The following is a 23659-nucleotide window of genomic DNA, read 5'->3' on the forward strand; positions in this document are numbered from 1 at the left end:
GTTGAAAAATCGATTACAGGCCCCTGCCAGCCTGCATAAGCAAGTACTCGCTTACGCCAACCATCAGCAGGGCCAGTATTGTCTTGGAAAGGTTCATCCAGCGACCTGCCTTGGGCAGACGGTGAATCAGCGGGCTGAAGGTACCGACCAGGATCAGCAACGCACTCATGCCGTAGGCGAACAGCACCAGCAGCAGCGCGCCCCAGAGCGGGTTACCGGCGGCGGCCACGTAGATCAGCAGCATGCCCAGCACCGGTGAGGTGCAAGGGGCGGCAATCAGGCCGGATAGCGCGCCCATGACGAACAGGTAACTGCGCCGGCCCAACCCCCAGCGGCCGGGATCGGCCTGCAGCGCCCAGTTGGGCAGCGATAGCCAGCCGAGCATCCAGCCGGCCAGCAGCAGGCAGAGGTTGGCGATCAGCAGCAGGGTCAGCGGATGGCTGGCGACGGTGCCGAACAGCTGGCCGGTCAAGGCCGCCAGCAGGCCCAGCAGGCCGTAGACCAGCGCCAACCCGGCAACATAGATCAGTACGTGGCCGAAGTTGACCAAGGGACGTTGCTGTTCGCCTTTGCCGGCCACCACGCCGACGGTGATCGGCAGCAGCGGATAGACGCAGGGGGACAGGCTGGTCAGTAGCCCGGCCGCCAGCACCACCGGTAACATCAGCAGTGAGAACTGACCGCTTTGCAGGCTCTGTTGAATGAAGCTTTCCATCGGTTTTAGTCCGTTGCACAAGTGATGACGCCAGTGTCGACCGGCAGGTTCATGGCGCCAATGACAGGCCGGGAAAATCGGCTGAAAACAGGCTGAAAAGCGCCTGAAATGGCAGTGAAATTCTGATGAAATCGGCCTGCAGAGCGCGCCATCCGGGCGCTGTTGTGGTTCAATGACCACTTGCCAAATGAGCCAAGAATATGTGTCGATGAGTTGCTACCAGTTTGCCGATTGCCTGTTTGATACCGAACGTGGCCTGCTGATCCGCAACGATCAGCAGCTGCATGTCCGCCCCAAGGTGGCCCAGTTGATGGCCTACCTGATCGAGCACCGGGACCGGGTGATCAGCAAGGAGGAGCTGCTGACCGAGCTCTGGCAGCATGGCGAGTTCCGGGAAAACTCGTTGACCCAGAGCGTCCGTGAGGCGCGTCGGTTGCTGGGGGATTCGGCACAGCAGCCGAACTTTATCCGTAACTACCCGCAGCGCGGCTACCAATGGATCGCTCAGGTTGAACGGCAGTCGGTGCAGCCGGACAGTGCGGCCGACCCGTTGGTTCCGGAAGCTGATGGGGTTGAGCTACTGCCCGGTGAAGGTCGCACGCCGGGCAGGCCGGCCAGGCAGCGCTGGTTGATGGCGACGCTACTGATGGTGTTGCTGACCCTGGGCGTTGGTGGCTGGTGGCTGCGGCAGGAGCCGCCGGCCTTGCCGGTGCTGGAATCGGCCGACATTACCGAAAGAACGCCACGGTTGATGGTGATGCCGTTTATCAATGATACCGGCGATCCGGCGCTGCAATGGATGGAGCTGGGCCTCAGCGACATGCTTGCCGGCGCGTTGGCCGCTGGCGGTGGGCTGAATGTTATCCCGCCGGCCCAGAGTCACACCCTGCTTGCAGTGGACGGTCTCGACTGGCCGCCCTCCCCCGATACATTGCAGCCGCTGATGAAACAGCACGGCATCGAGCTGCTGCTGCTCAGCCGGGTTACGCTCTATCGCGATCAACAGGTGCTGAATGTGCGGCTGTACCGGGCCGACGGCAGGGTCAGCCAGGGCAGTATCGGCTATCCGCAGCTGGCGGTGGCAACCCATGCGGTGGTGGCCCAGCTGCGTCAGTTGATCGATCCGCAACAGCCACCAGTGGAAGCGCCGGCGTTGGCCACCCATCCCGCTTCGTTGCAGGATTTCGTGCGTGGCCTGCAGGCATTGCAGCAGCAGGGCGCACCATTGGCACAAAACTATTTCGATGCCGCACTGCTGCAGGATGCCGGTAACCAGTGGGCACGCAGCTACGGCGCCATGACCCGGTTGCAGCAGGGACAGTGGCAGCAGGCGGTCACGCGGTTCGAGCAGATCGATGCCGCCGGTGACCCGAACCTGCAGAACTTTATCTGCCGTTGGCGTGCCGAGGTCGATTATCGGCGCGGCGAGCTGGCGACGGCCGAACAACGCCTGCGGCAGTGTATCGAGCGGGCGCGGCACAGCGGCGACCAGCGGATCGAGCATCAGAGCTACCGGCTGCTGGCCCAGATCGCCCATCAGCAGCTGGACTGGCCACAGTTTCGCCAGTGGAGCCGCCGTGCCAGCGCATTGCTGGGCGATAGTGGAGATCTATCGATACAGGCCGAGCAGCTGTTCTATCTCGGCAATCCGGTCGATTCCGGCCTGGAGAAGGACCCGGCCAATGACCTGCTGCAGAACGGTCCGCGGCTGAAACAGGCGCTGGCCTACTTCCAGGCGCTGGCCAACCAGCCGATGATCGCCGCGACCCAGTTCGCTCTGGCGCAGAACTACACCCTGCCGCTGGCGGAGCGGGAGGCGGCGCTGGCGGAAGCGATTATGCTCTGGCGTCAGCTGCAGGCGCCGTTCGAACTGGCCCAGGCGCTGGCCTACCAGGGCTTCTACCGGCTGCAACTGCACCAGGGTGCCGAAGCAGTGGCGCCGCTGGAGGAGGCGATCGAGCTGGCCGACGGGCTGGGGGCGCGTTATCTGGCCCATCTGAGCCGCTTCTATCGCGCCTTCGCCGACCTCGATATGGGGCTGGACCGCGGTCAGGGTCGTGACCCTGAAGCGCTGCAGCGGGCCCTGTCGGGCTTTGATCGACTGTTGCAGCAGCCGGATCTGGCAGCGAAGGAGCGCGCCGACAGCCAGTTCATGCGTGGCTGGGCATTGGCCGGGCTGGACCGCCTCGAAGAGGCGAACCGATCTCTGCAGCGGGCCCGCGACTGGTACCGCCAGCAGGGTTTCGATACCTCGTTCGGCTATGCGATCTACTCGATGATGTGGAATCACCTGCAGCAAGGCGAGCTGAACCGGGTGGTTGAGTTGGGTGAAGCGCCGGTCCATACCCGGTTACAGCTGCGTTATCTGGCCGAGGCCTACCACCGGTTACAGGATTACCCCCGGGCACTGGCGATGCTCGAACGGATTGTCGAGCAGTTCCCCGTCAGCTGGAGCGATGACCGGCAGTGGCTGGAACGCTATCGCACATTGCCGCAGCTGGGCCTGGGCAGTCCGCCGAGCCCCTATCTGGTCTACTGTGAAAGCGACTGGCAGCTCGAGCGGAGCGCAGTCAACCTGCGTCCCGCCGACTAACCGCCCGGTTGGCTATACTGTGGAGCGACGGCTGACCTTTTCGGTCAGCCGGATCTGTGCAGCAGGCCTTGCCGAGTGCCCGGCGACAGGCCCAAGGACTTTAACGACGATGTCGGGAGGCAGCGTTATGAATACTTTTTCCATCGAATCCTGGTGTAAACCGGTTGGCGCCGATAAGTCGGAGCCGATGGGGATCATCCATTTCCATGTCAGCGATGAAGCGCACTTGGCGATGGAGCGGGCCGAGGAGCAGCTGGTCAACTCAGCCAATCAGCGGGAGACTGATATCTCGGCGGATATGGAGACTCTTGAACTGGAACTGCCGGAGGAGTGCGACGCGCTGTCCGACCCTCAGTTCCATGTCTATGTCACCAAGAAAAGCGGCGAGGCACGCGGCCAGTTCTTCCTGATGGGACACCGCGCCAAAGATGGCGCGCTGGTGTATTCCAACTCGGTGATGGTCGACCAGCTCGGCTAAATCGCCTACCGGGGCTTGCGGCCCCGTTGCCTGATAGTGCCCGGCGCGGCCGGGCTGATCGGGGGCTGCCGCCGCCTGGCTAGGCCGGCGACGGGCTGTCGTCAGTGATCAGAGGCTCGGGGAGCTCCACCGGCGCCAGATGCTCCTTCTGGTCGATCTCGGTGCCGAACGCCTCGACGGTGCGCTCCGCCTTGCTGACCGCATCGAAGCGGGCGATATGGAACAGCGCATCACCCTCGTTGACCAGTGGAATGTTGTTCTGGCCGATTACCAGGCCGTCGAAGGCTGCTTTGATCGGTTCCTGATGCGGGGTGAATGGCGAGCCGATCAAAGCCAGCGTATCACCTTTCTTGATCCGCTGGCCGAGTTCCGCCTGATTGATGATCAGCCCGTTCTGTGGTGCCCGCAGCCAGCTGCTGGTGCGTGCCACCACCGGCTCAGGGTGCCGTTTGCCACTGCGCCTTGCCGGCAGCATCTCCAGCCCGCGCATGACGTTCATCAAACCATGCAGACCGCCCCTGATCGCCCGCTCATCCAGCCGCAAGGCTTCGCCCGCTTCGTAGACGATCACCGGAATGCCGAGGCTTTCCGCGCACTCGCGTAGCGAGCCGTCGCGCAATTCCGAATTGAGGATCACCGGCGCGCCGAAGTCCCGCGCCATCTGGGCCGAGGTTGGATTATCCAGGTTGGCGCGGATCTGCGGCAGGTTGCTGCGGTTGATGGCGCCGGTATGCAGGTCCACCATGTGGCTGCAGTGGGCCAGCAGTTCGGTACGGAAGCGGTATGCCAGCCGGCTGGCCAGCGAGCCCTTCTCAGAGCCTGGGAAACAGCGGTTCAGGTCGCGCCGGTCCGGCAGGTAACGCGAGTGCTGGATGAAGCCGAACAGGTTGACCACCGGTACCACGATCAGGGTACCGCGCAGCCGGCTCAGGCGAGTCTGGCACAGCAGCCGGCGACAGACCTCGACGCCGTTCAGTTCGTCGCCGTGGATCGCGGCGCTGACCAGCAGCGTCGGGCCCGGCCGGCGGCCGCGCAGCACATGCACGCTGACCGACAGCGGCTGGGTGGTGAACAGCGGTGTGATCTCCAGCTCCAGCGCGTGCCAGTGGCCGGGGCTGATCCGCTGGCCCAGCAGCTGCCAGTCGGGCTGGCGCTTTATCGCCATCAGCCCTGGCCCCGGGTGCGGGTGCGGTTGGCGCGGGCATTCTTTTCGATGAACTGCACGATTGCGCCGGCCACATCCTTGCCGGTGGCGGTTTCTACCCCTTCCAGGCCCGGGCTGGAGTTGACCTCCATCACCAGCGGGCCGCGTTCGGAGCGCAGCAGGTCGACCCCGGCCACATTCAACCCCATGGTACGGGCCGCCTTGACCGCGGTAGCCCGCTCCGTCGGGGTGATGCGGATCAGTGAGGCGGAACCGCCGCGATGCAGGTTGGAGCGGAACTCGCCCTCCTGCGCCTGGCGCTTCATCGCCGCCACCACCCGGTCACCGATCACGAAGCAACGGATGTCGGCGCCGCCCGCTTCCTTGATGTACTCCTGCACCATGATGTTGGCCTTCAAGCCCATGAAGGCTTCGATTACGCTCTCGGCCGCCTTGCGGGTTTCCGCCAGCACCACGCCGATCCCCTGGGTACCCTCCAGCAGCTTGATCACTGCCGGGGCGCCGCCGACCATCTTCAGCAGGTCGGGGATGTCGCCCGGCTTGTTGGCGAAGCCGGTGATCGGCAGGCCGATGTTCTTGCGCGCCAGCAGCTGCAGCGAGCGCAGCTTGTCGCGCGAACGGGTGATCGCCACCGATTCGTTCAACGGATAAACGCCCATCATCTCGAACTGGCGCAGCACGGCGGTACCGTAAAAGGTCACCGAGGCGCCGATACGCGGAATCACCGCATCGAAGTCCTCCAGCTCCTCGCCGCGGTAGTGCATGCTCTGGTCTTCCGAGTTGATGTTCATATAGCAGCGCAATACATCCAGCACCCGGACTTCATGGCCGCGCGCCTGCGCTGCTTCGACCAACCGGCGGGTGGAGTAGAGCTTCGGGTTACGGGAGAGAATAGCTATCTTCATGGGTCACTCCTGTGACGCTGTCATTTGTTCGCTGTCGCTACCCATCAGGTAAGATTTCTGCGGGTCGACAAGAAAACGCCCCACCATGGCAGTTCGTCCCAGTAACATTCGAAAACGCATGGTATCGCGGTTGGTCAGGGTCATCTCGATTGGGAATCGGTTAATGCCCAGCTGAATGGGGGTTTCGATCACATAGCGGTCTTCGCGATGGCCGCCGGAGTCGGTGACCTGGCGCACATCCTTCACCGCCGCTTCACAGAACCGCTCGACACTGGTGTCGTACTGCAACGGGTGTACCCCGAAGCGTACCCAGAGCTGGTCGCCTCGCTTGAAGGGCTCGATACTGAAAGTGTGCAGCGCCGAGGTCCGGGCGCCGGTATCAATCTTCGCCTTGATCTGTGCCAGGTCCAGATCGGGCAGGCTGACCCATTCGCGCCAACCGATCGGTTGCTTGCTGGTGGCCATCTAAAGTTCCTTGTTAATCGTCATCCGCGTCGGCGTCAGTATCTTCAGCATAGCTTGCCTGCGCTGCAGCGGGCGGTTGATCGGCCAGTGCGAAGAAACGGCGCGGCTTGCCGATTACCGTAAGGTAGCGGTTCCAAGCACGTTCGTGAATACTTGCCGGCGCCTTTTCACCTCGGCAGGAGCGTACGAAGTCCGCCTCCTCCTCGTTTATCGGCTCACGCTGCTGGCTGGCCAGCGCCAGATAAGCCTGACCGTGCTGCAGCAGCAGGTCGGCCTGGGCGCGGGTGAAGTCGCCACTGCGGTGAAAGCCGTATGGAAAATGGGTATCGTCGCTGAATTTGCCGGTCGCCTGAAAGCTACCCGGCAGCTGTTCTGTCTGAGTCATAATCGAATCGCTCATGCAGGTTGTCAGTGGGAAATTCGATCGGCTGGGAGTGCGCGGAGTATGGTCAGGGTGTAGGGTTGAGTACAACGAACATTTTTTTTAACAAAGATAAAAAATTTTGCAGGATTAGCGATGGATACCGAGTTGCTGCGAACCTTCCTTGAGGTGTCCAAGACCCGTCATTTCGGCCACGCAGCGGAAAACCTCTACCTGACCCAATCGGCGGTCAGCTTTCGGGTGCGTCAGCTGGAAGAACTGCTGGGGGTGAAATTGTTTGAACGCCACCGCCATAACAACCGCTTGACCCCGGCCGGCGAGCGGCTGGTGCCCCACGCCACGGCGATCCTGACCGCCTGGCAGCGGGCCCGACAGGAGGTCGGCCTGGGCGAGGGACGCAAACTGCAGCTGGCGCTGGGGGCGACGCCGAACCTCTGGGATGCGCTGCTGCAGCAATCGTTAAGCCGTATCGCCGGCCAGTTGCCGGCGGTGACGTTGCGCACCGAGATGAATGCCGTGCCACAGTTGACCCGGGCACTGCTGGAACGGACGCTGGACCTGGCATTGATGCTGGATCCGCCAAAGGCGGAGGAGCTGGAGTTACACCAGGTCGGCAGCCTGGTATTGGAGCTGGTGGCCAGTGAAGCCGAGCTGACGGTGGACCAGTTGGCCAAGCCGGGTTACGTCAGCGTCGACTGGGGCACCCAGTTCAGCGTCCAACAGGCTCGTTTGCTGGACCTGTCCGGTGGCCCGGTGCTGCACACCGGGCAGAGCCGGATTGCATTGGAGTTCCTGCTGGAGGCCGGCGGCGCCGCCTTCCTGCCGCAATCGATGGTGCAGCCCTACCGGCGGGCCGGCCGGCTGTTCGCGGTGCGGGACGCGCCGTTGGTCGAACGCCAGATCCATCTGGTGCACCGGCGCGATTGCGAGCACCGGCCGGCGATAGAGTCGGTGTTGGCATTGCTGCAGCAAGCGCCACAGCCGGCTCCAGTCGCAACCGTTAAAGGAGGCTGCCAGGGAGGCAATAGCTGAGGATATGCCAGCTTCTGTCGCTCGCGGAACCCAAAAGGGGGATACCAAGCGGGTGGCTACACCGGAAACCTGTAGCAGCGGGCTTGGCATGCCCTGTAGGTACTGACCGCGATAGCTGCCAGGGAGTAGGTCGCCCTCAGAGCGGGCTGCTACGAATCAATCCGCATCGCGTCGGGCTTTCCGGCTCGATGCACTGCTAATCGCTTACTGCTTGCTGCTTTAAGCTTCCTTTTGTCCAACCCGATCAGACCGGTACCAGCCGGTCCAGCCCCAGCTCGGTCAGTGTCTGTTCGGCCAGCGCACGCACCTCGGTCGCATTACGCAGCTGCAGGCAGCGTTCGAGCAGATCGGCGGCCTGGGCCTGGCTGACGGTGCGGATCAACCACTTGATCTTCGGAATCTGCTGCGCCGCCAGACTGAGTTGGCGGAAACCCATGCCCAGCAACAGCAGCGCGGCGGCCGGGTCGGACGCCATCTCGCCGCACAGCGACAGCTTCAGCCCTAATGGGCGGCATTGCTGGACGATCTGCTGCAATGCCCGCAGCACCGCCGGGTCCAGGTTATCGAACAATGACGCGACCCGCGGGTTGTTGCGATCCACCGCCAGCAGGTACTGGGTCAGGTCGTTCGAGCCGATCGACACGAAATCCAGCAGCGGCGCCAGCTGTGGCAGGATAAACAGTGTCGAGGGAACCTCGATCATGATACCGATCTGCAGTTCGGCGATCTGATAACCCTCCTGCAGCAGGTCGTTGCGCACCCGTTCGGCGATCTGCCGGAAGCTCTCCAGCTCGTCCAGCCGGCCCACCATCGGTGCCAACAGCAGCAGGTTGTCGTTACCCTCGGAGGCACGCATCATCGCCCGCAGCTGGGTGACCAGCAGCGAGGTGTTGTCCAGCATGAAGCGGATGCCGCGCCAGCCCAGGTACGGATTCTCCTCGTTGATCTCGAAGTACGGCAGTTGCTTGTCGCCGCCGATATCGAGAATCCGCATCGTCACCGGGCGGGGGGCGTAGGCCTCCAGCACCTGGCGGTAGACTTGGTACTGATCCTCCTCGGTGGGAAAGTTGTGCAGCTGCATGAACGGGATCTCGGAGCGGTACAAGCCGATCCCTTCGGCGCCGCAGGCCAGCCCCGGCGACACGTCCGCCAACAGGCCGGTGTTGGCCATCAAGCGTACCTGGAAGCCGTCGCTGGTGAGCGCAGGCAACTCTTTCAGGTCCTGCAGTTCGGTGTTGAGCTGTTGCTCGGCAGCCTGCAGCCGGCGGTACTCGGCCAGCAGCGAACGGTTTGGGCGACTGATGCACTCGCCGCGATAACCGTCGACGATTACCGGCTGGCCGGCCATCGCTTCCAGGTCCAGACCCTCCACCCCCATCACCGCGGCGATCCCCAGCGCCTTGGCGACGATTGCGGTATGCGACAGCGCCGAACCCTGGCTGCAGATCAGGCCGCGTACCCGATCGGTCGGCAGGCTGGCCAGGTCGGTGATGCTGATCAGTTCGCCGGCCAGGATCAGCTCGTCGTCGCCGGCCAGATCGAGCGGGTTTTCTCGCCGGCACAGGTGCTGCAGCAACCGGTTGCCGATATTACGGATATCCTCCTGGCGCGCCTTCAGGTAGGGGTCGTTGGCCGCCTGGAAGAAACCGGCCAGCTGCTCGACGGTGTTACGCAGTGCCCAGCTGGCGCTCTGCCCCTGCTGGATACCCTGCTGCACGCCCTGTTGCAGCTCCGGGCTGGCCAGCATCATCTGGTAGATGCCGAGCAGCGAACCCAGTTCGCTGTCGCCTTCCAGGCTCAACCGGTCGTTGGCCTCCTGCAACTCATCATTCAATGCCTGGCTGGCATCGGCAAAGCTGGCCCGTTCCAGATCGATGCCCTGGCCCGGCTCTTCGCTGATCTGTTGCAGGCTGCGCTGCAGTCCCAGCGGCAACAGCCGGCCGACGCCGATACCGCTGGCGGCCTTGATCCCCTTGTGGCGCTGGTAACGCTTGCCACCGTTGCCGGTGGCCCGCTTCCAGCGGCCACTCTGCTGCAGCGGATAGAGGGTGGCGGCCAGTTGGGCCGCGACTGTCACCAGCAGCGCTTCGGCATCCTTGCCGAACAGCTCCTGTTCGGTGCCCTGCACCACCAATACGCCGACCAACTGGCGCAAGTAGATCATCGGTGCGCCGAGGAACTGGTGGTACGGCTCCTCGTGAGTTTCCGGGATGTAGATAAAACGGTCGTGACGCGGCGCGTCGGCCAGGTTCAACGGCCGCATTGATGAGGCGATCAGGCCGACCACCCCCTCCTCCATCGAGATGGCCACCCGGCCGACCGCATCGGCGGCCAGGCCGTCACTGGCCACCAGTTCCAGCTGGTTACTGTCGGGATTACGTAGGTATAGGCTGCAGACCGGTACCTGGAACAGCGCTTTCAGGCGGCTGACCACGGTGCCCATCGCTTCATGCGCATTACCGGCTTCGGCCAAGGCGTGGGTCAGGCTGGCGACGGCGGATAGCGAATGGGGCATCGGGACTCTCTCCTTTGATCTGTTCCAGGGACCTGTCCACCCTACTCTACAGCATCCGTGGCGTGGCGCATCTGGAAAGTCGCATTGCCCATAGCCCGTCCGCGATCGGCTCTGCAGCGGTCTTTGCAACGCCCAGGTTGAACGATTCCTGCGAGGAAGCCGGAAGCCTGTAACTGCTGCCAGGGTAAGATTTATCGGGCCTGAGCCATCACTGGTTAATATTGTCAGTTATATTGGGTCTTAATGTTATTGCCGGCTGGCGGCCGATTGGCGAAGCTGCTACAGCAATCAATAAACCCCGTTTGCCGAGCGCTGAGCGGGGTATCAAAAAATAGCCCAGAACAATAACAATTGGGGCGTTTATGCGAATCAGAACGATTACCCTGCTGCTGGCCTGGCTGGCAGCGCCACTGGTCTCGGCCCAGGCCGACCGGCTGGAGACCCCTGCACAGCCCAGCAGCCGGGCTGCCCAGGCGGTGCTAACGGATATCGCCCGGCTACCGCAACGGCTGGTGGCGGTCGGCGAACAGGGCACCGTGCTGCTGTCCGACAGCCAGGGGGACGACTGGCGCCAGGCCCAGGTGCCGGTCAGCGTGTTGCTGACGGCGGTCAGTTTTGTCGACGACCAGTACGGCTGGGCGGTCGGCCACGACGGCGTGGTGCTGCACAGCAGCGACGGTGGTACCAGCTGGCAGCGCCAGTTGACTGGAGACCGGATCAACCAATTGCGGGTCGAGCAGCTGCAGCAGGCGCTGGCCGAACTGGAAAACGCCGACAGCCCCGATGAGGAGCAGCTGGAGCGGCTGCAGTATGCGCTGGACGATGCTGAACTGGCCCGGGAAGACGGCCCGTCGGTGCCACTGCTGGATGTCTGGTTCCAGGACCGCAATACCGGCTTCGTAATCGGCGGCTACGGCCTGATCCTGAAGACCACCGATAGCGGCCAGAGCTGGCAGAGCCTCGATCATCGGCTGCCCAACCCCGACCGTTTCCACCTGAACAGCCTGCTGGCCGACAGCCGGGGCCGGTTGTGGATCGCCGGCGAGGCCGGCCTGCTGCTGCGCTCCGACGACCTGGGTGAGCGCTGGCAGGCAGTGGACAGCCCCTATGAGGGTTCCTGGTTCGCGATGGCCGAACAGCAGGGACTCTACCTGCTGGGTCTGCGCGGCCACCTGTTCCATTCTGAAGATGGCGAGGACTGGCAACCGGTCGAGCTAGCGCAGCGGGCTACCCTGAACGGTGCTATCCGGCAGGATGGCGGGCTCTGGCTGGTCGGCCAGGGTGGTCTGCTGCTGGAACGCACGGCGGACGGCTTTGTTAGCCGCAAGGCGCCGGTACGGCGCAGTTTCAGCGCTGGCGTGGCCAGTGGCGAGCAGTTGATCCTGGTGGGTGAAGGGGGTGTCAGTCGCGTGGCGATGGCAGCACGGGAGGGTGCGAAATGAGTGGTATCGGTTCCAATCTGCTGGCGCCGATCAGGGCCAGCGAGCAGTTGATCGAGCGGTTGCTGTTCAACAGTCGCGGCCTGGTGCTGGCGCTGTTTACGCTGCTGACCGTCTGGCTGTTGGTGCAGGCCAGCCAGATCCGGCCGGACGCCAGCTTCGTCAAGATGATCCCGACCCAGCACCCCTACGTGGCCAACTTCCTGGATTACCGCGATGACCTGTCCGGGCTCGGCAACAGCATCCGGGTGGTGGTGGCCGCGACCGATGGCGATATCTTCGATGCCGACTACCAGCAGACCCTGAAGCAGGTCACCGACGAGCTGTTCTTCATCCCCGGCGTCGACCGCTCGGCGCTGAAGTCGATCTGGACCCCGAACGTACGCTGGACCGAGGTCACCGAAGAGGGTTTCGTCGGCGGACCGGTGATTCCGGCCGAGTACGACGGCTCCGCGGAGAGCCTGGAACAGGTGCGGATCAATATCCTGCGCTCCGGTCAGGTCGGCCGGTTGGTGGCCAACGACTTCCGTTCTGCGATGATCCAGGTGCCGCTGTTCGACAAGCACCCGGAGACCGGCGAAAAGCTGAACTACCAGCAGTTCTCGGCCCAGGTGGAGAAGCTGGTGCGCGACAAGTACCAGCGCGACGGTATCCGCATCCATATCACCGGTTTTGCCAAGATCGTCGGTGACCTGATCGACGGCGCGGTGCAGGTGGCGATCTTCTTCGCCATCGCGCTGGGCGTCACCCTGGTGTTGCTGTTTCTCTACTCCGGCAGTGTGACCGGCACGCTGATCCCGCTGGCCTGTTCGCTGGTGGCGGTAATCTGGCAGCTGGGTCTGCTGAAAACCCTCGGCTACGGGCTGGACCCCTACTCCATGCTGGTGCCGTTCCTGGTATTTGCGATCGGCGTCAGCCACGGCGTGCAGATCGTCAACACCATCTCGCTGGAGGCCGGCCAGGGAGCGGATAAACTGACCGCCGCCCAGCGCGCCTTCCGGGCGATCTATATTCCCGGCCTGACCGCCCTGCTCTCCGACGGCATCGGCTTCGTCACCCTGATGGTGATCCAGATCCAGGTGATCCAGGACCTGGCGGTGGCGGCGGCGCTCGGCGTGGCGGTAATCATCCTGACCAACCTGCTACTGCTGCCGTTGCTGATGTCCTATGCCGGCGTCGGCCGGCGGGCTATTGAGCGCGCCCGGCGCAGCGCCAGCCAGCCGCACAGCCGCTGGCAGCTGCTGACCGTCTTCGCCCGTCCGGCCGGTGCTTGGAGCGCGGTGGCGGTGGCCGGGCTGTTCGTGCTGATCGGCCTTTATGCCAGCCAGGACCTGAAGATCGGCGATCTGGATGCCGGCGCGCCGGAACTGCGTGCCGACTCCCGCTACAACCAGGACAACGCCTTCATCACCGCCAACTACTCCACCTCCAGCGACGTGTTCGTGGTGATGGTGGCCACCGGCAAGGAGCAGTGCAGCCGCTTCGAAACCCTGACATTGGTGGACCGTTTCCAGCAGTACCTGACCAATGTATCCGGTGTGCAGAGCAGCCTGTCACTGGCCGACGTGTCTGAGCGGGTCACCGCCGGCCTCAACGAGGGCAACCTGAAGTGGCGCTCGATCAGCCGCAACCAGTACGTGATCAACGCCTCGCTGAGCTACGTACCGGCCGGGCTAATGAACAGCAGTTGCTCGCTGCTGCCGGTGATCCTGTTCCTCGACGACCACAAGGCGGAAACCCTGCAGAGGGTCACCGAGGCGGTTGGCAGTTTTGCCGACCGGCATAACAGCGACAACATCCAGTTCCTGATGGCGGCCGGTAACGCCGGCTTCGAGGCCGCCACCAACGAGGTGATCGGCACCGCCCAGTACGAGATGCTGCTGTGGGTGTACGGCGTGGTTAGCCTGCTCTGCCTGGCGACCTTCCGCTCGTTGCGCACGGTGATCTGCATCATCGTGCCGCTGGCGCTGACCTCGCTGCTCTGCCAGGCGCTGATGGCTCGGCTGGGCATCGGCGTCAAGGTCGCCACCCTGCCAGTGATCGCGCTGGGGGTCGGTATCGGTGTCGACTACGGCATCTACATCTACTCCAAGCTCAGTACCTACCTGGTACAGGGCTATGCGCTGCCGCGTGCCTACCTGGAGACGCTGCGTACCACCGGCAAGTCGGTCGCCTTCACCGGTATGACGCTGGCGATCGGCGTGGTGCTGTGGATCTTCTCGCCGATCGCCTTCCAGGCCGATATGGGCATTCTGCTGACCTTCATGTTCCTGTGGAACATGCTCGGTGCGCTGATCCTGCTGCCGGCGCTGGCCTGCCTGCTGCTGCCCAAGGAGGTACGCGTGTCCTCAAAGGAGGTTTCTGATGCTGTTCAGTAAACGGATTCTGGTGGCGCTGGATGACAGCGCCCATGGCTTGCGGGCGCTGACCCGCGCCCGGCTGATCGCCGAGCGGATGGGCGCCGAACTGGAGCTGGTCTGGATCGGCGCCGGCGAGCCCTGGCACGGCTACCAGGAGGCGCTGGAGGAGCTGGCCGACAGCGGCCTGCGTTGGCAGCGCGGCGAGACGGTCGACTCGCTGGAGCGGATGATTCGTCAGCGCTGGCAGCAGGACCATTTCGCACTGCTGGTAAAAGGCTGCGACCAGCGCCACGATCAGCCCTCGCTGCTGGCGCCGCGCGACTGGCAACTACTGCGCGATACCCCCTGCCCGGTGTTGCTGGTCAAGAACCCGGCACGCTGGGCCGGCGGCCGCATTCTGGCGGCAATCGACCCGCTCAACGAACGGGAGTCGGCCGACCGCCATAACCAGTCGGTGCTGCTGATGGCGGCCTGCATCGCCCAGCAGGCCGGTGCCGAACTGCATACCGTTTGCGCTACCCTGGCGCCAATGTGGGGCGCCGAGCCGAAGCATCAGGCACCGGCCCTGATCGAGCAGAACGCCCGCCAGGCGGTCGAGGCATTGCTGGACCGGCTGCGCCTCCAGCCGTACGCCAACCATATCGGCGAGGGCCCGCCCCACTTCTGGATTCCCAAGGTGGCCAAACAGCTCGACGCTTCGCTGGTAGTAATCGGCACCCACGCCCGCGGCGGCCTGAAGGGCGTGCTGCTGGGCAACACCGCCGAGCAGGTGCTCGACAAGCTGGAGACCGACATCATGGTGCTGCGCCCCGGCCTGGCCGATGAACTGAAGACGCTGTTGGTCGGCGACTGAAACGCTTTCTCCTGATCCGTTAGACCTTGCTAACCATCTTCGCCCGGCATCGCCGGGCGTTTTTTATCTTTTTAATTATCTCCAGGGCTGCCGCGCTTCGTAGCAGTCCGCTCAGAAGGCGACACCCGGCGACCATGTCAGCCCCGTCGCGGTCAGAACCTGTTGCTACAGCGTCTGAGCGCCGTAGCAGCCCGCTCCGCAGGCGACACCCGCGGACCGTGCCAACCCCGTCGCGGTCGGAGCCCGCTGCTACAGGGCCCTGCCTCGCAGCAGCCCGTTCAGAGGGCGACACTCCAGGACTGACGGACACTGCCCGGAGCTGTGTCGAACCTTGCTGAATTCCATTATCATGCGGCGCACCGACTATCTCGATTCCTTGGAGACTGCTGTTGTGAATACCGACCTGCTCGAAGCCCTGGCCGCCATCAGACAATCCGTGCTGGCTGACTGGGAGCAGCAATGGGCGTCTCCCCAGCGACACCAGTACGAATACCTGCGCAACGCTGCCGACCAGGTCGAGCGCATTCTCGGCGAGACGCTGACCAAACTCTATGACCTATATGGCCCGAAATACGTGGTGCTGCAGGCCTTCATGCAGCTGGACGGCCTGCTGTCGATGGAGATGGCCGACATCCTGCCGGCCCGGGGCGAATTCGATCACCTCTGCATGAACGAGCTGCTGCATATCCTGCTGCTGAACTACGTTTTGGATGATCTGGAGGCGATCGGCGAAGATCGTGGTTACTTCAGTCCTCAAGGCGGCTTTGGCGATAATCAAGGCGCCAAGCCCGGCCCGCGGCATCATTGATCCGGCGGGCCCGATCGGGGTCTGTATCCCGGCTCTCAAAAGCCGCCTAGGCTATTCAGTTCCGCAAATCTAAGCGCGAGTTTACTAGGGAAGCACCAAGGATGGATTTTTCTATATTGCCAGTATTCCTGATAGCGGTATTTTTTCTGGCAATCTCCCCTGGCCCAGACCTGTTACTGATCTCCTCCTACGCCTCGTCCAAAGGGTTTAAAGCAGGTTTTATGATATCCGCGGGTATCTTTGTGGCCGGTCTGCTGCAAACGCTGCTAGTAGCTTTTGGTTTGGGGCAACTTTTGCAGGCAATGCCTCCGCTGGTGTGGGCTATAAAAATTGTCGGGGTGCTGTATCTGTCATGGCTTGGGTTAAATCTGTTGCGGGTATGGTTCAAAAGTGGCTCGGCATCGACATGCACATCTGAAACCAAGTCGCTTGGTTCAACACGGCTGATGTATCAAGGCCTGCTAAATAACCTAATGAACCCCAAGGCACTGCTGTTTTTCAGTATGTTTTTGCCACAATTTACCAATGTACAGTTCAACCTGACTGCTCAGATTCTGGTATTGGGAGTGGTACTGAGTTGTATTGCGTTGTTGGTAAATATCTTCTTTTCACTGTCGTTTAGTAAGCTTGGTGCCGTTGTAGGCAACAAGTTTAAATTAGGGCGTCATATCGATGGCATCTTAGGTGTCATCTTCTTGGGCCTTGCTGCACGCCTGGCTACAAGCAAGTAGCAAGTAGCAGTGTACTCCAGGCGGATTTTTTCGTTTGTGCACTCATCGGTACAGATAGTCGTTGCTTTCGCTTTGTTCAATACAAGTCAGCAAGCATGTCTCGCTGTTCTTCCAGTATCGTTCGATTGGCCTTCAGCCATGCCGGGCCCGTCAGGCCACCTGGCCCCGGTTATATGGGGCAGGGAGGCGGTCAATGTCATCCTATTCGAACAGCCACTGCCGGGTTCGAATTGTCACTCTTGCTGACCGAATTTGACAGTCGGCTCTCTTTTCTTCTCTCATCCACAGCCCATATCAGCCATCGCTTGCCAGGTTTTGTCATAAAAACTGGTGCGTTTTGTTATTGGCCGGCGGCGGCCTTTGAACCATTCTGTTGATCATTGAAGGGCGGCTGTGCGGCCGCTTGCCAGAATGCGATTAGGCACGGACAGAACAACAAGAGGTAATCCACCATGCCGGAATACAAAGCGCCTCAGCGCGACATGCAGTTCGTTTTGAACGAAGTGCTGGATGTTGAAAATCACTACCAGAACCTGCCCGGTTGTGACGAGGCTACCCCCGATATGGTGGCGGCCATCATGGAGGAGGGCGCCAAGTTTGCCGAGCGCGTGCTGTCGCCGCTGAACCAGGTGGGCGATCAGCAGGGCTGTCAGTTCAACGATGGCCAGGTGACTACCCCGGACGGTTTCAAGGAAGCCTATCAGCAGTTCGTCGAGGGCGGCTGGCCGTCACTGGCACACGATCCGCAGTGGGGCGGCCAGGGGCTGCCGGAGTCGCTGGGCATCCTGATCAACGAGATGGTCGGCACCGCCAACTGGTCCTGGAGCATGTACCCGGGCCTCAGCCACGGTGCGATGAACACCCTGGAAGCGCACGGCACCGACCAGCAGAAGCAGACCTACCTGACCAAGTTGGTCAGCGGCGAGTGGACCGGTACCATGTGCCTGACCGAGCCGCACTGCGGTACCGACCTGGGCATGCTGCGCACCAAGGCGGAGCCGCAGGCGGATGGCAGCTACAAGGTCAGCGGCACCAAGATCTTCATCTCCGCCGGCGAGCATGACATGGCCGACAACATCGTCCATATCGTGCTGGCGCGGCTGCCGGATGCGCCCGAAGGCACCAAGGGGATCTCGCTGTTCATCGTGCCGAAGTTCCTGCCGACCGCCGATGGCGGGGTGGGCGAGCGCAACGGCGTCAGCTGTGGTTCCATCGAGCACAAGATGGGCATCCACGGCAACTCCACCTGCGTGATGAACTTCGACGGCGCCACCGGCTTCCTGATCGGCCCGCCGAACAAGGGCCTGAACTGCATGTTCACCTTCATGAACACCGCCCGTCTGGGTACTGCGCTGCAGGGTCTGGCGCATGCCGAGTGGGGTTTCCAGAACTCGCTGACCTACGCCAAAGAGCGCCTGCAGATGCGCTCGCTGACCGGCCCGAAGGCGCCGGACAGGGCGGCCGACCCGATCATCGTGCACCCGGAAGTGCGCAAGCTGCTGCTGACCCAGAAGGCGATCGCCGAGGGCGGCCGGGCATTGATCTACCTGTCGGCATTGCAGGTGGACAAGGCGCATATGGCGGAAGATCCGGCCGAGCGTGCCGAAGCCGACGGCCTGCTGGCGTTCCTGACGCCGATCGCCAAGGCGTTCCTGACCGAGCTGGGCTTCGAAAGCGCCAACCACGGCCTGCAGGTCTACGGTGGCCACGGTTACATCAGCGAGTGGGGCATGGAGCAGAACGTGCGCGACAGCCGTATCTCGATGCTGTACGAAGGCACCACCCAGATCCAGGCGCTCGACCTGCTGGGCCGCAAGGTGCTGATGACCCAGGGCGAGGCGCTGAAAGGCTTCACCAAGATCGTCCACAAGTTCTGCCAGGCCCATTCCGACGAGCAGCCGATGCAGGAGTTCCTTGAGCCGTTGAACAAGCTCAACAAGGAGTGGGGCGAACTGACCATGAAGATCGGCATGAAGGCGATGCAGAACCGCGATGAAGTGGGCGCCGCCTCGGTCGATTACCTGATGTACTCCGGTTACGTCACACTGGCCTACCTGTGGGCCCGTATGGCCCAGGTGGCCCAGCAGAAGCTGGCCGCCGGCGAGGGCGATACCGCCTTCTACCAGGCCAAGCTGACCACCGCCCGGTTCTACTTCCAGCGCCTGCTGCCGCGTACCCGGTCGCTGGTGGAAACCATGTTGTCCGGTGCCGATAATCTGATGGCGCTGGATGAAGACCACTTCCAGTTCTAAGGCTGGCCCAACCATGGCCCGCCTGATGCACTGGCTGAACAATCCGGCAGGCCGCGCCCTGGTGCGCGGCCTGCTCAGGCTGAACGCGCTGCGATACCGCCCCAAAAATAATAGCGAGGTGACTGACATGTCCGATCTGAAAACCATCTTTGGCGAAATGGAATCACGTTTCAACGCGGCGGCCGCCGCCGGCGTCGACACCGTCTTCCAGTACCTGATCAACGACAGCGAATACTGGTATGTGGCGGTCAATGACGGCAGCTGCACCATCGCCGAAGGCGAGCACGACGAGCCGACCGTAACCCTGGCGATGGATGCCGACACCCTGCAGGAGGTGATGTCCGGCGAGACCGACGGTATGCAGGCGTTCATGTCCGGCCGTATCCGCGCCGACGGCAACATCATGGAGGCCACCAAGCTGGCTACCCTGTTCCCGGTCGCCTGAGAACTTTTCCGGTCTCTGAACGACCTGCAAGACCCGGACGGCGGCCGATGCCGTCCGTCACCACCCGGATGCCAAGACAATAACAACAACCTGGGGGCTTAGATGGATTCTTTCCAGCACAACGGCCAGGAGATTCCGGCCGATCTGAACCCGCAAGGGTTCGAAACCATACCCGATTTGCTGGCGCATGCCTGCCGTACTCATGCGCAGAAACCGGCCTTTACCAGCTTCGGGCGCACCCTCAGCTACGCCGAGCTGGACCGGCTGTCGGCGGCCTTCGCGGTCTACCTGCAGCGCCACACCGATCTGCAGCCGGGCGATCGTATCGCCATCCAGCTGCCCAACCTGATTCAGTACCCGGTGGTGCTGTATGGCGCGTTGCGTGCCGGCCTGGTGGTGGTCAACACCAACCCGCTGTACACCGCCGCCGAGATGGAGCATCAGTTCCGCGACTCCGGCGCCAAGGCGTTGGTGATCCACAAGAGCATGGCGCACAACGCCGACAAGATCATCGGCAACACCGGCGTGAAGCATGTCTTCGTCACCCAGGTGGGCGACCTGCACGGCTTCGTCAAGCGCACCCTGCTGAACGCGGCGGTCAAGTACGTCAAGAAGATGGAGCCGAAGTTCCATCTGCCGGGAGCCATCCCGCTACGCAAGGCACTGCTGCAGCACCTCGGCGAAACGCCGACCCATGTGGTGCGCAAGCGCGGCGACATGGCGGTGCTGCAGTACACCGGCGGCACCACCGGGGTCTCCAAGGGGGCGATGCTGAGCCATGCCAACCTGCTGTCCAATATGCTGCAGGGCTGCGAGCGGATCGGTGGCGCCGGCCCGGACTGGGCCCAGACGGTGATCTCGCCGCTGCCGCTGTACCATATCTACGCCTTCACCATCGCCCAGATCGTACTGGCTTGCGGTGGTCACAGCGTACTGATCCCCAATCCGCGCGACATCCCCGGCTTCGTCAAGGAGCTGCGCAACTGGCGGCCCAGTGCGTTTCTCGGCCTCAACACCCTGTTCGTCGCGCTCTGCAACCAGGCCTCCTTCCGGGCACTGGATTTCAGCAGCCTGAAAGTCACCGTGTCCGGTGGTATGGCGCTGACCAAGGCGGCCGCCGAGCAGTGGCAGCAGGTTACCGGTTGCGACGTGATGGAGGGCTACGGCCTGACGGAAACCTCGCCGGCGGTGTCGATCAACCCGGCCGGCGGCGTGCAGGTCGGTTCGATTGGCCTGCCGCTGGTGCATACCGACGTGCGGATCACCGGTCCGGACGGCAGCGAGCAGCCACCGGAAACGCCGGGCGATCTCTGCGTCAAGGGCCCGCAGGTGATGATGGGTTACTGGCAGCGGCAGCGGGAGACCCGCGCCTGCTTCACCGACGACGGCTACCTGATCACCGGTGATATCGCGGTGCGCCAGCTGGACGGATACCTGCGCATCGTCGATCGCGCCAAGGACCTGATCATCGTGTCCGGCTTCAACGTCTACCCCAACGAGGTGGAGGACGCGGTGACCTCGCACCCGGATGTGTTGGAGTGCGCGGCGATCGGCGTGCCGGACGAGGTGGCCGGTGAAGCGGTCAAACTGGTGGTGGTGGCCAACCGCAAGGACCTGACCCGCGAGGAGATTCGCGACTGGTGCCGCGAGCGGTTGACCCGTTACAAGGTGCCGAAGATCGTCGAGTTCGTCGACGAGCTGCCCAAGTCCAATGTCGGCAAGGTATTGCGCCGCATGCTGAAGGACGACAACAACGCCAGCGCCGCCTGAGCGAGAACCCGGAGTAGAGCCATGCCGTTATCGAAACCGGTCCGCCGCGAACTGCACCACACCCGCACGGTGGTCTGCCAGGGCTTCCAGCGCGAAGACGGGCTCTGGGACATCGAAGGGCATATGACCGACGTTAAAACCCGCAGCCTGGATAACCCGGAGCGGGACGGTTACGTGCCGGCCGGCGAGCCGTTCCACGATATGTGGCTGCGGCTGACGCTGGACCCGGGCTTGAAGATCCACCGGGTGGAGGCGGCGATCGACGCTTCGCCGTTCAAGATCTGCCCCGGCATCGCCGGCGCCTTCCGCAAGCTGGAGAGCACCCGCATCGGGCCGGGCTGGCAGCGCCAGGTCAAGGAGCTGCTCGGTGGGGTGCAGGGCTGTACCCATCTCAGCGAGATGCTGATTCCGCTGGCCACCACCGCGGTGCAGACGCTCTGGCCCAGCGCCCGCGAGGATGTGATGAAACTGGGCGCCCAGGTAATGCTGAACAGCTGTCACGGCTGGGCGCAGAATGGCAGCGTGATCAAGCAGTACCTGCCGGACCTTTATACAGAGCAGCTGCCGGCCTCGGCGGCTGGTAAGAAAACAACCGACACTGGCGATGTGCAGCCGATCGAGGTGGCGCCGGGTAGCGCACCTGCACGACAAAATGACTGACTGGCTGGCCATAAAAGAAATAGAACAGACAAGGAGATACCCATGGCGATTCCCGCGAGTTTTGACGGTCGACTGAAACTGCCGCTGGTGGCGGCGCCGATGTTTCTGGTGTCCGGCCCTGAGCTGGTGATCGAAACCTGCAAGGCCGGCGTGGTCGGCACCTTCCCGGCGCTGAACCAGCGCAGTAGCGAAGGGTTCGAGCAGTGGCTGGAGCAGATCAACACCGCCCTGGCCGAGGCTGATAATCCGGCACCGTACGGCGTCAACCTGATCGTCCATAACACCAACCCGCGGGTGCAGGCCGACCTGGAACTCTGCGTGAAGCACAAGGTGCCGCTGGTGATCACCTCGCTGGGCGCGGTCAAGGAGGTGGTCGACGCGGTGCACAGCTACGGCGGCCTGGTGTTCCACGACGTCACCAACATCCGCCACGCTAAAAAAGCGGCCGAGGCCGGCGTTGACGGCCTGATCGCGGTTTGCGCCGGCGCCGGCGGCCATGCCGGTACGCTGAGCCCGTTCGCGCTGGTCTCCGAGATCCGTCAGTTCTTCAACGGCACCGTGCTGCTGGCCGGCTGCATGTCCAGCGGCCAGGATGTGGCCACCGCCCGGATGCTGGGTGCCGACCTGGCCTACATGGGTACCCGCTTCATCAACACCCGTGAGAGTCACGCAGTAGATGGTTACAAGCAGATGATCATCGACAGCGCCGCCAACGATATCGTCTATACGCCGAAGATCTCCGGCATCCCGGCCAACTTCCTGAAACCGAGCCTGGCCGAAGCGGGCCTGGATACCGAAACCGGCGACAAGAAGAAGGTCGATCTGGGCGATGAACTGACCGCGCCGAAAGAGGGCGCCTCCGCCTGGAAGAGCATCTGGTCGGCCGGCCAGGGCGTCGGCTCGATCCAGGACGCACCGCCGGTGGCCGATCTGATCGCCACCATGCGTGACGAATATCGCGAAGCGGCCAACCGCTTTGCCGATCAGAACGCGCCCTTTATCGATGGCTGAACGGCGGAGGCCCCATGAGCGAGAAAAGCGAAACAAGTGAACTGCTGAGTACGCGCCACGACAGCGGCGTGCTGGAGTTGGTACTGAACCGGCCGGCCAAGAAGAACGCGCTGACCCTGGCGATGTACGCCGGACTGGTGGAGGCGTTGGAGGCCGCCGCCGACGACGATCAGATCCAAGCGGTGCTGCTGCGCGGCGAGGGCGACAGCTTCTCGGCCGGAAACGATATCGCCGACTTTGCCACGGCGGCTCAACAGCCGGACAACCTGAAGATCATCGTCCGCTTCCTGCACTGCATCGCGGAGTTTCCGAAGCCGCTGATGGCGGCGGTGCAGGGCGATGCAGTCGGTATCGGTACCACCATGCTGCTGCACTGTGACCTGGTGGTGGCCGCCGAGCCGCTGCGCTGCCAGACGCCGTTCGTCAAACTGGGCCTGGTGCCCGAAGGCGGCAGCAGCCTGCTGCTGCCGCAGCGGATTGGCCAGCGTCACGCCTTCGAACTGCTGGTGGAGGGGCGGCCGTTCGACGCCGAACGGGCGCAAGAGATCGGTCTGGTCAACCAGGTGGTGGCGCCGGATCAACTGCGTCAGGCGGCGCTGGAACGGGCCGGACAGGTGGCGGCGCTGCCGGCCGAGGCGGTCCGGCTCAGCAAGCAGCTGCTGAAGAAAGAGCAGCAGAGCCAGCTCAGCCGGGTGCTGGACGAGGAGGCCACCCTGTTCGGTCAGCGGCTGCTGTCGGCGGAAGCCCGCCAGGCGTTTCTCTCCTTCATGCAGAAGCCCTGACAGTCTGGTTGGTCCACCAGGCATTCTGCATCGCTTGCCGGTTCCCTCGGGAACCGGTTTTTTTATGCCCCTTCGGGGAGCTGCAAGCGATACGCGACAAGCACGAAGTCCTGCCTACCGTAGCAGCGGGCTCTGGCCGCGACCTGCGGCTGTTGTTTCGAAATCCATGGTTTGCCGCCCGCGGAGCGGGCTGCTTGTATCTCTCGTTGATGGGTGATTAGCTACCGCCCATCGCAAGGAGCCGGTGAGCCAGGCGGGCTGCGAAGTCGAAAAGACTGCCCTGTAGATGAGGCCCCGG

At 63.1% G+C, this 23659-nt stretch carries 20 protein-coding genes; 14 read left to right on the forward strand and 6 right to left on the reverse strand.

The genetic code is table 11. From position 1 onward, the window contains the following. Positions 1-13: 13 nt before the first annotated feature. Positions 14-715: a cytochrome c biogenesis protein CcdA gene (locus K6T12_RS14180; RefSeq protein ID WP_222223531.1), complete on the reverse strand. Its 702-nt coding sequence runs from the start codon at positions 713-715 to the stop codon at positions 14-16. 187 nt (positions 716-902) lie between these two features. Here K6T12_RS14180 and K6T12_RS14185 point away from each other — a divergent pair, with 187 nt between their 5' ends. Both K6T12_RS14185 and K6T12_RS14190 read left to right on the forward strand, forming a co-directional pair. Beyond that, a complete protein-coding gene (locus K6T12_RS14185; protein WP_222223532.1) occupies positions 903-3308 on the forward strand; it encodes a winged helix-turn-helix domain-containing protein in 2406 nt (801 codons plus the stop codon). A gap of 127 nt (positions 3309-3435) precedes the next feature. Continuing rightward, positions 3436-3786, forward strand: coding sequence for a hypothetical protein (locus K6T12_RS14190; RefSeq protein ID WP_222223533.1), 351 nt, complete (start codon positions 3436-3438; stop codon positions 3784-3786). A gap of 79 nt (positions 3787-3865) precedes the next feature. Here K6T12_RS14190 and K6T12_RS14195 read toward each other — a convergent pair whose 3' ends face one another. From K6T12_RS14195 to maoP, 4 genes are read right to left on the reverse strand one after another with little or no spacing between them, the layout of a single operon-like run. Further along, positions 3866-4951: a succinylglutamate desuccinylase/aspartoacylase family protein gene (locus K6T12_RS14195; protein WP_222223534.1), complete on the reverse strand. Its 1086-nt coding sequence runs from the start codon at positions 4949-4951 to the stop codon at positions 3866-3868. After that, complete coding sequence (rimK, locus tag K6T12_RS14200; protein WP_222223535.1) at positions 4951-5856, reverse strand: 30S ribosomal protein S6--L-glutamate ligase; 906 nt, start codon at positions 5854-5856, stop codon at positions 4951-4953. Before rimK ends, K6T12_RS14195 begins: the two co-directional genes overlap by 1 nt. 3 nt (positions 5857-5859) lie before the next feature. Beyond that, entirely contained in the window at positions 5860-6321 is a 462-nt protein-coding gene (locus K6T12_RS14205; protein ID WP_222223536.1) for an ATP-dependent zinc protease family protein, read from the reverse strand. A 13-nt stretch (positions 6322-6334) separates the two neighbouring features. Beyond that, entirely contained in the window at positions 6335-6706 is a 372-nt protein-coding gene (gene maoP, locus K6T12_RS14210) for a DUF413 domain-containing protein (RefSeq protein ID WP_222223537.1), read from the reverse strand. Between the two features lie 132 nt (positions 6707-6838). Between maoP and hdfR the strand changes: the two genes are divergently transcribed. After that, positions 6839-7735, forward strand: a complete 897-nt coding sequence (gene hdfR / locus K6T12_RS14215; protein ID WP_222223538.1) for an HTH-type transcriptional regulator HdfR — start codon at positions 6839-6841, stop codon at positions 7733-7735. Between the two features lie 244 nt (positions 7736-7979). Here the strand turns inward: hdfR and ptsP are convergent, their stop codons facing one another. After that, on the reverse strand, positions 7980-10250 hold the full coding sequence (gene ptsP, locus K6T12_RS14220; RefSeq protein WP_222223539.1) for a phosphoenolpyruvate--protein phosphotransferase: 2271 nt from the start codon (positions 10248-10250) through the stop codon (positions 7980-7982). A 362-nt stretch (positions 10251-10612) separates the two neighbouring features. On the opposite strand from ptsP, the gene K6T12_RS14225 reads away from it, so the two are divergent. The 11 genes from K6T12_RS14225 to K6T12_RS14275 all read left to right on the forward strand — a co-directional run bounded on the left by K6T12_RS14225 (position 10613) and on the right by K6T12_RS14275 (position 23361). Beyond that, a complete protein-coding gene (locus tag K6T12_RS14225) occupies positions 10613-11692 on the forward strand; it encodes a WD40/YVTN/BNR-like repeat-containing protein (protein WP_222223540.1) in 1080 nt (359 codons plus the stop codon). Further along, positions 11689-14067, forward strand: a complete 2379-nt coding sequence (locus K6T12_RS14230; protein WP_222223541.1) for an efflux RND transporter permease subunit — start codon at positions 11689-11691, stop codon at positions 14065-14067. The genes K6T12_RS14225 and K6T12_RS14230 overlap by 4 nt, the downstream gene beginning before the upstream one ends. Continuing rightward, the gene (locus tag K6T12_RS14235) at positions 14054-14902 is read left to right on the forward strand and encodes a universal stress protein (protein ID WP_222223542.1); all 849 of its coding nucleotides are present in this window, start codon (positions 14054-14056) and stop codon (positions 14900-14902) included. Before K6T12_RS14230 ends, K6T12_RS14235 begins: the two co-directional genes overlap by 14 nt. A gap of 391 nt (positions 14903-15293) precedes the next feature. Beyond that, positions 15294-15710, forward strand: a complete 417-nt coding sequence (locus tag K6T12_RS14240; protein ID WP_222223543.1) for a hypothetical protein — start codon at positions 15294-15296, stop codon at positions 15708-15710. A 101-nt stretch (positions 15711-15811) separates the two neighbouring features. Further along, positions 15812-16441 (forward strand): LysE family translocator, encoded by a 630-nt coding sequence (locus K6T12_RS14245; protein WP_222223544.1) that lies wholly within the window; start codon positions 15812-15814, stop codon positions 16439-16441. A 452-nt stretch (positions 16442-16893) separates the two neighbouring features. Continuing rightward, complete coding sequence (locus K6T12_RS14250) at positions 16894-18693, forward strand: acyl-CoA dehydrogenase C-terminal domain-containing protein (protein WP_222223545.1); 1800 nt, start codon at positions 16894-16896, stop codon at positions 18691-18693. 13 nt (positions 18694-18706) lie between these two features. Beyond that, entirely contained in the window at positions 18707-19138 is a 432-nt protein-coding gene (locus K6T12_RS14255) for an SCP2 sterol-binding domain-containing protein (protein WP_315853609.1), read from the forward strand. A 102-nt stretch (positions 19139-19240) separates the two neighbouring features. Beyond that, positions 19241-20908, forward strand: a complete 1668-nt coding sequence (locus K6T12_RS14260) for an AMP-binding protein (protein ID WP_222223546.1) — start codon at positions 19241-19243, stop codon at positions 20906-20908. 21 nt (positions 20909-20929) lie between these two features. Next, positions 20930-21568: a DUF2889 domain-containing protein gene (locus K6T12_RS14265; RefSeq protein ID WP_222223547.1), complete on the forward strand. Its 639-nt coding sequence runs from the start codon at positions 20930-20932 to the stop codon at positions 21566-21568. A 42-nt stretch (positions 21569-21610) separates the two neighbouring features. Further along, entirely contained in the window at positions 21611-22579 is a 969-nt protein-coding gene (locus K6T12_RS14270; RefSeq protein WP_222223548.1) for an NAD(P)H-dependent flavin oxidoreductase, read from the forward strand. Positions 22580-22593: 14 nt separating this feature from the next. Next, positions 22594-23361, forward strand: a complete 768-nt coding sequence (locus tag K6T12_RS14275) for an enoyl-CoA hydratase (RefSeq protein ID WP_222223549.1) — start codon at positions 22594-22596, stop codon at positions 23359-23361. Positions 23362-23659: the final 298 nt, after the last annotated feature.

The sequence above is a fragment of the Marinobacterium arenosum genome (assembly GCF_019795155.1).
GTDB classification, from domain to species: domain Bacteria; phylum Pseudomonadota; class Gammaproteobacteria; order Pseudomonadales; family Balneatricaceae; genus Marinobacterium_C; species Marinobacterium_C arenosum.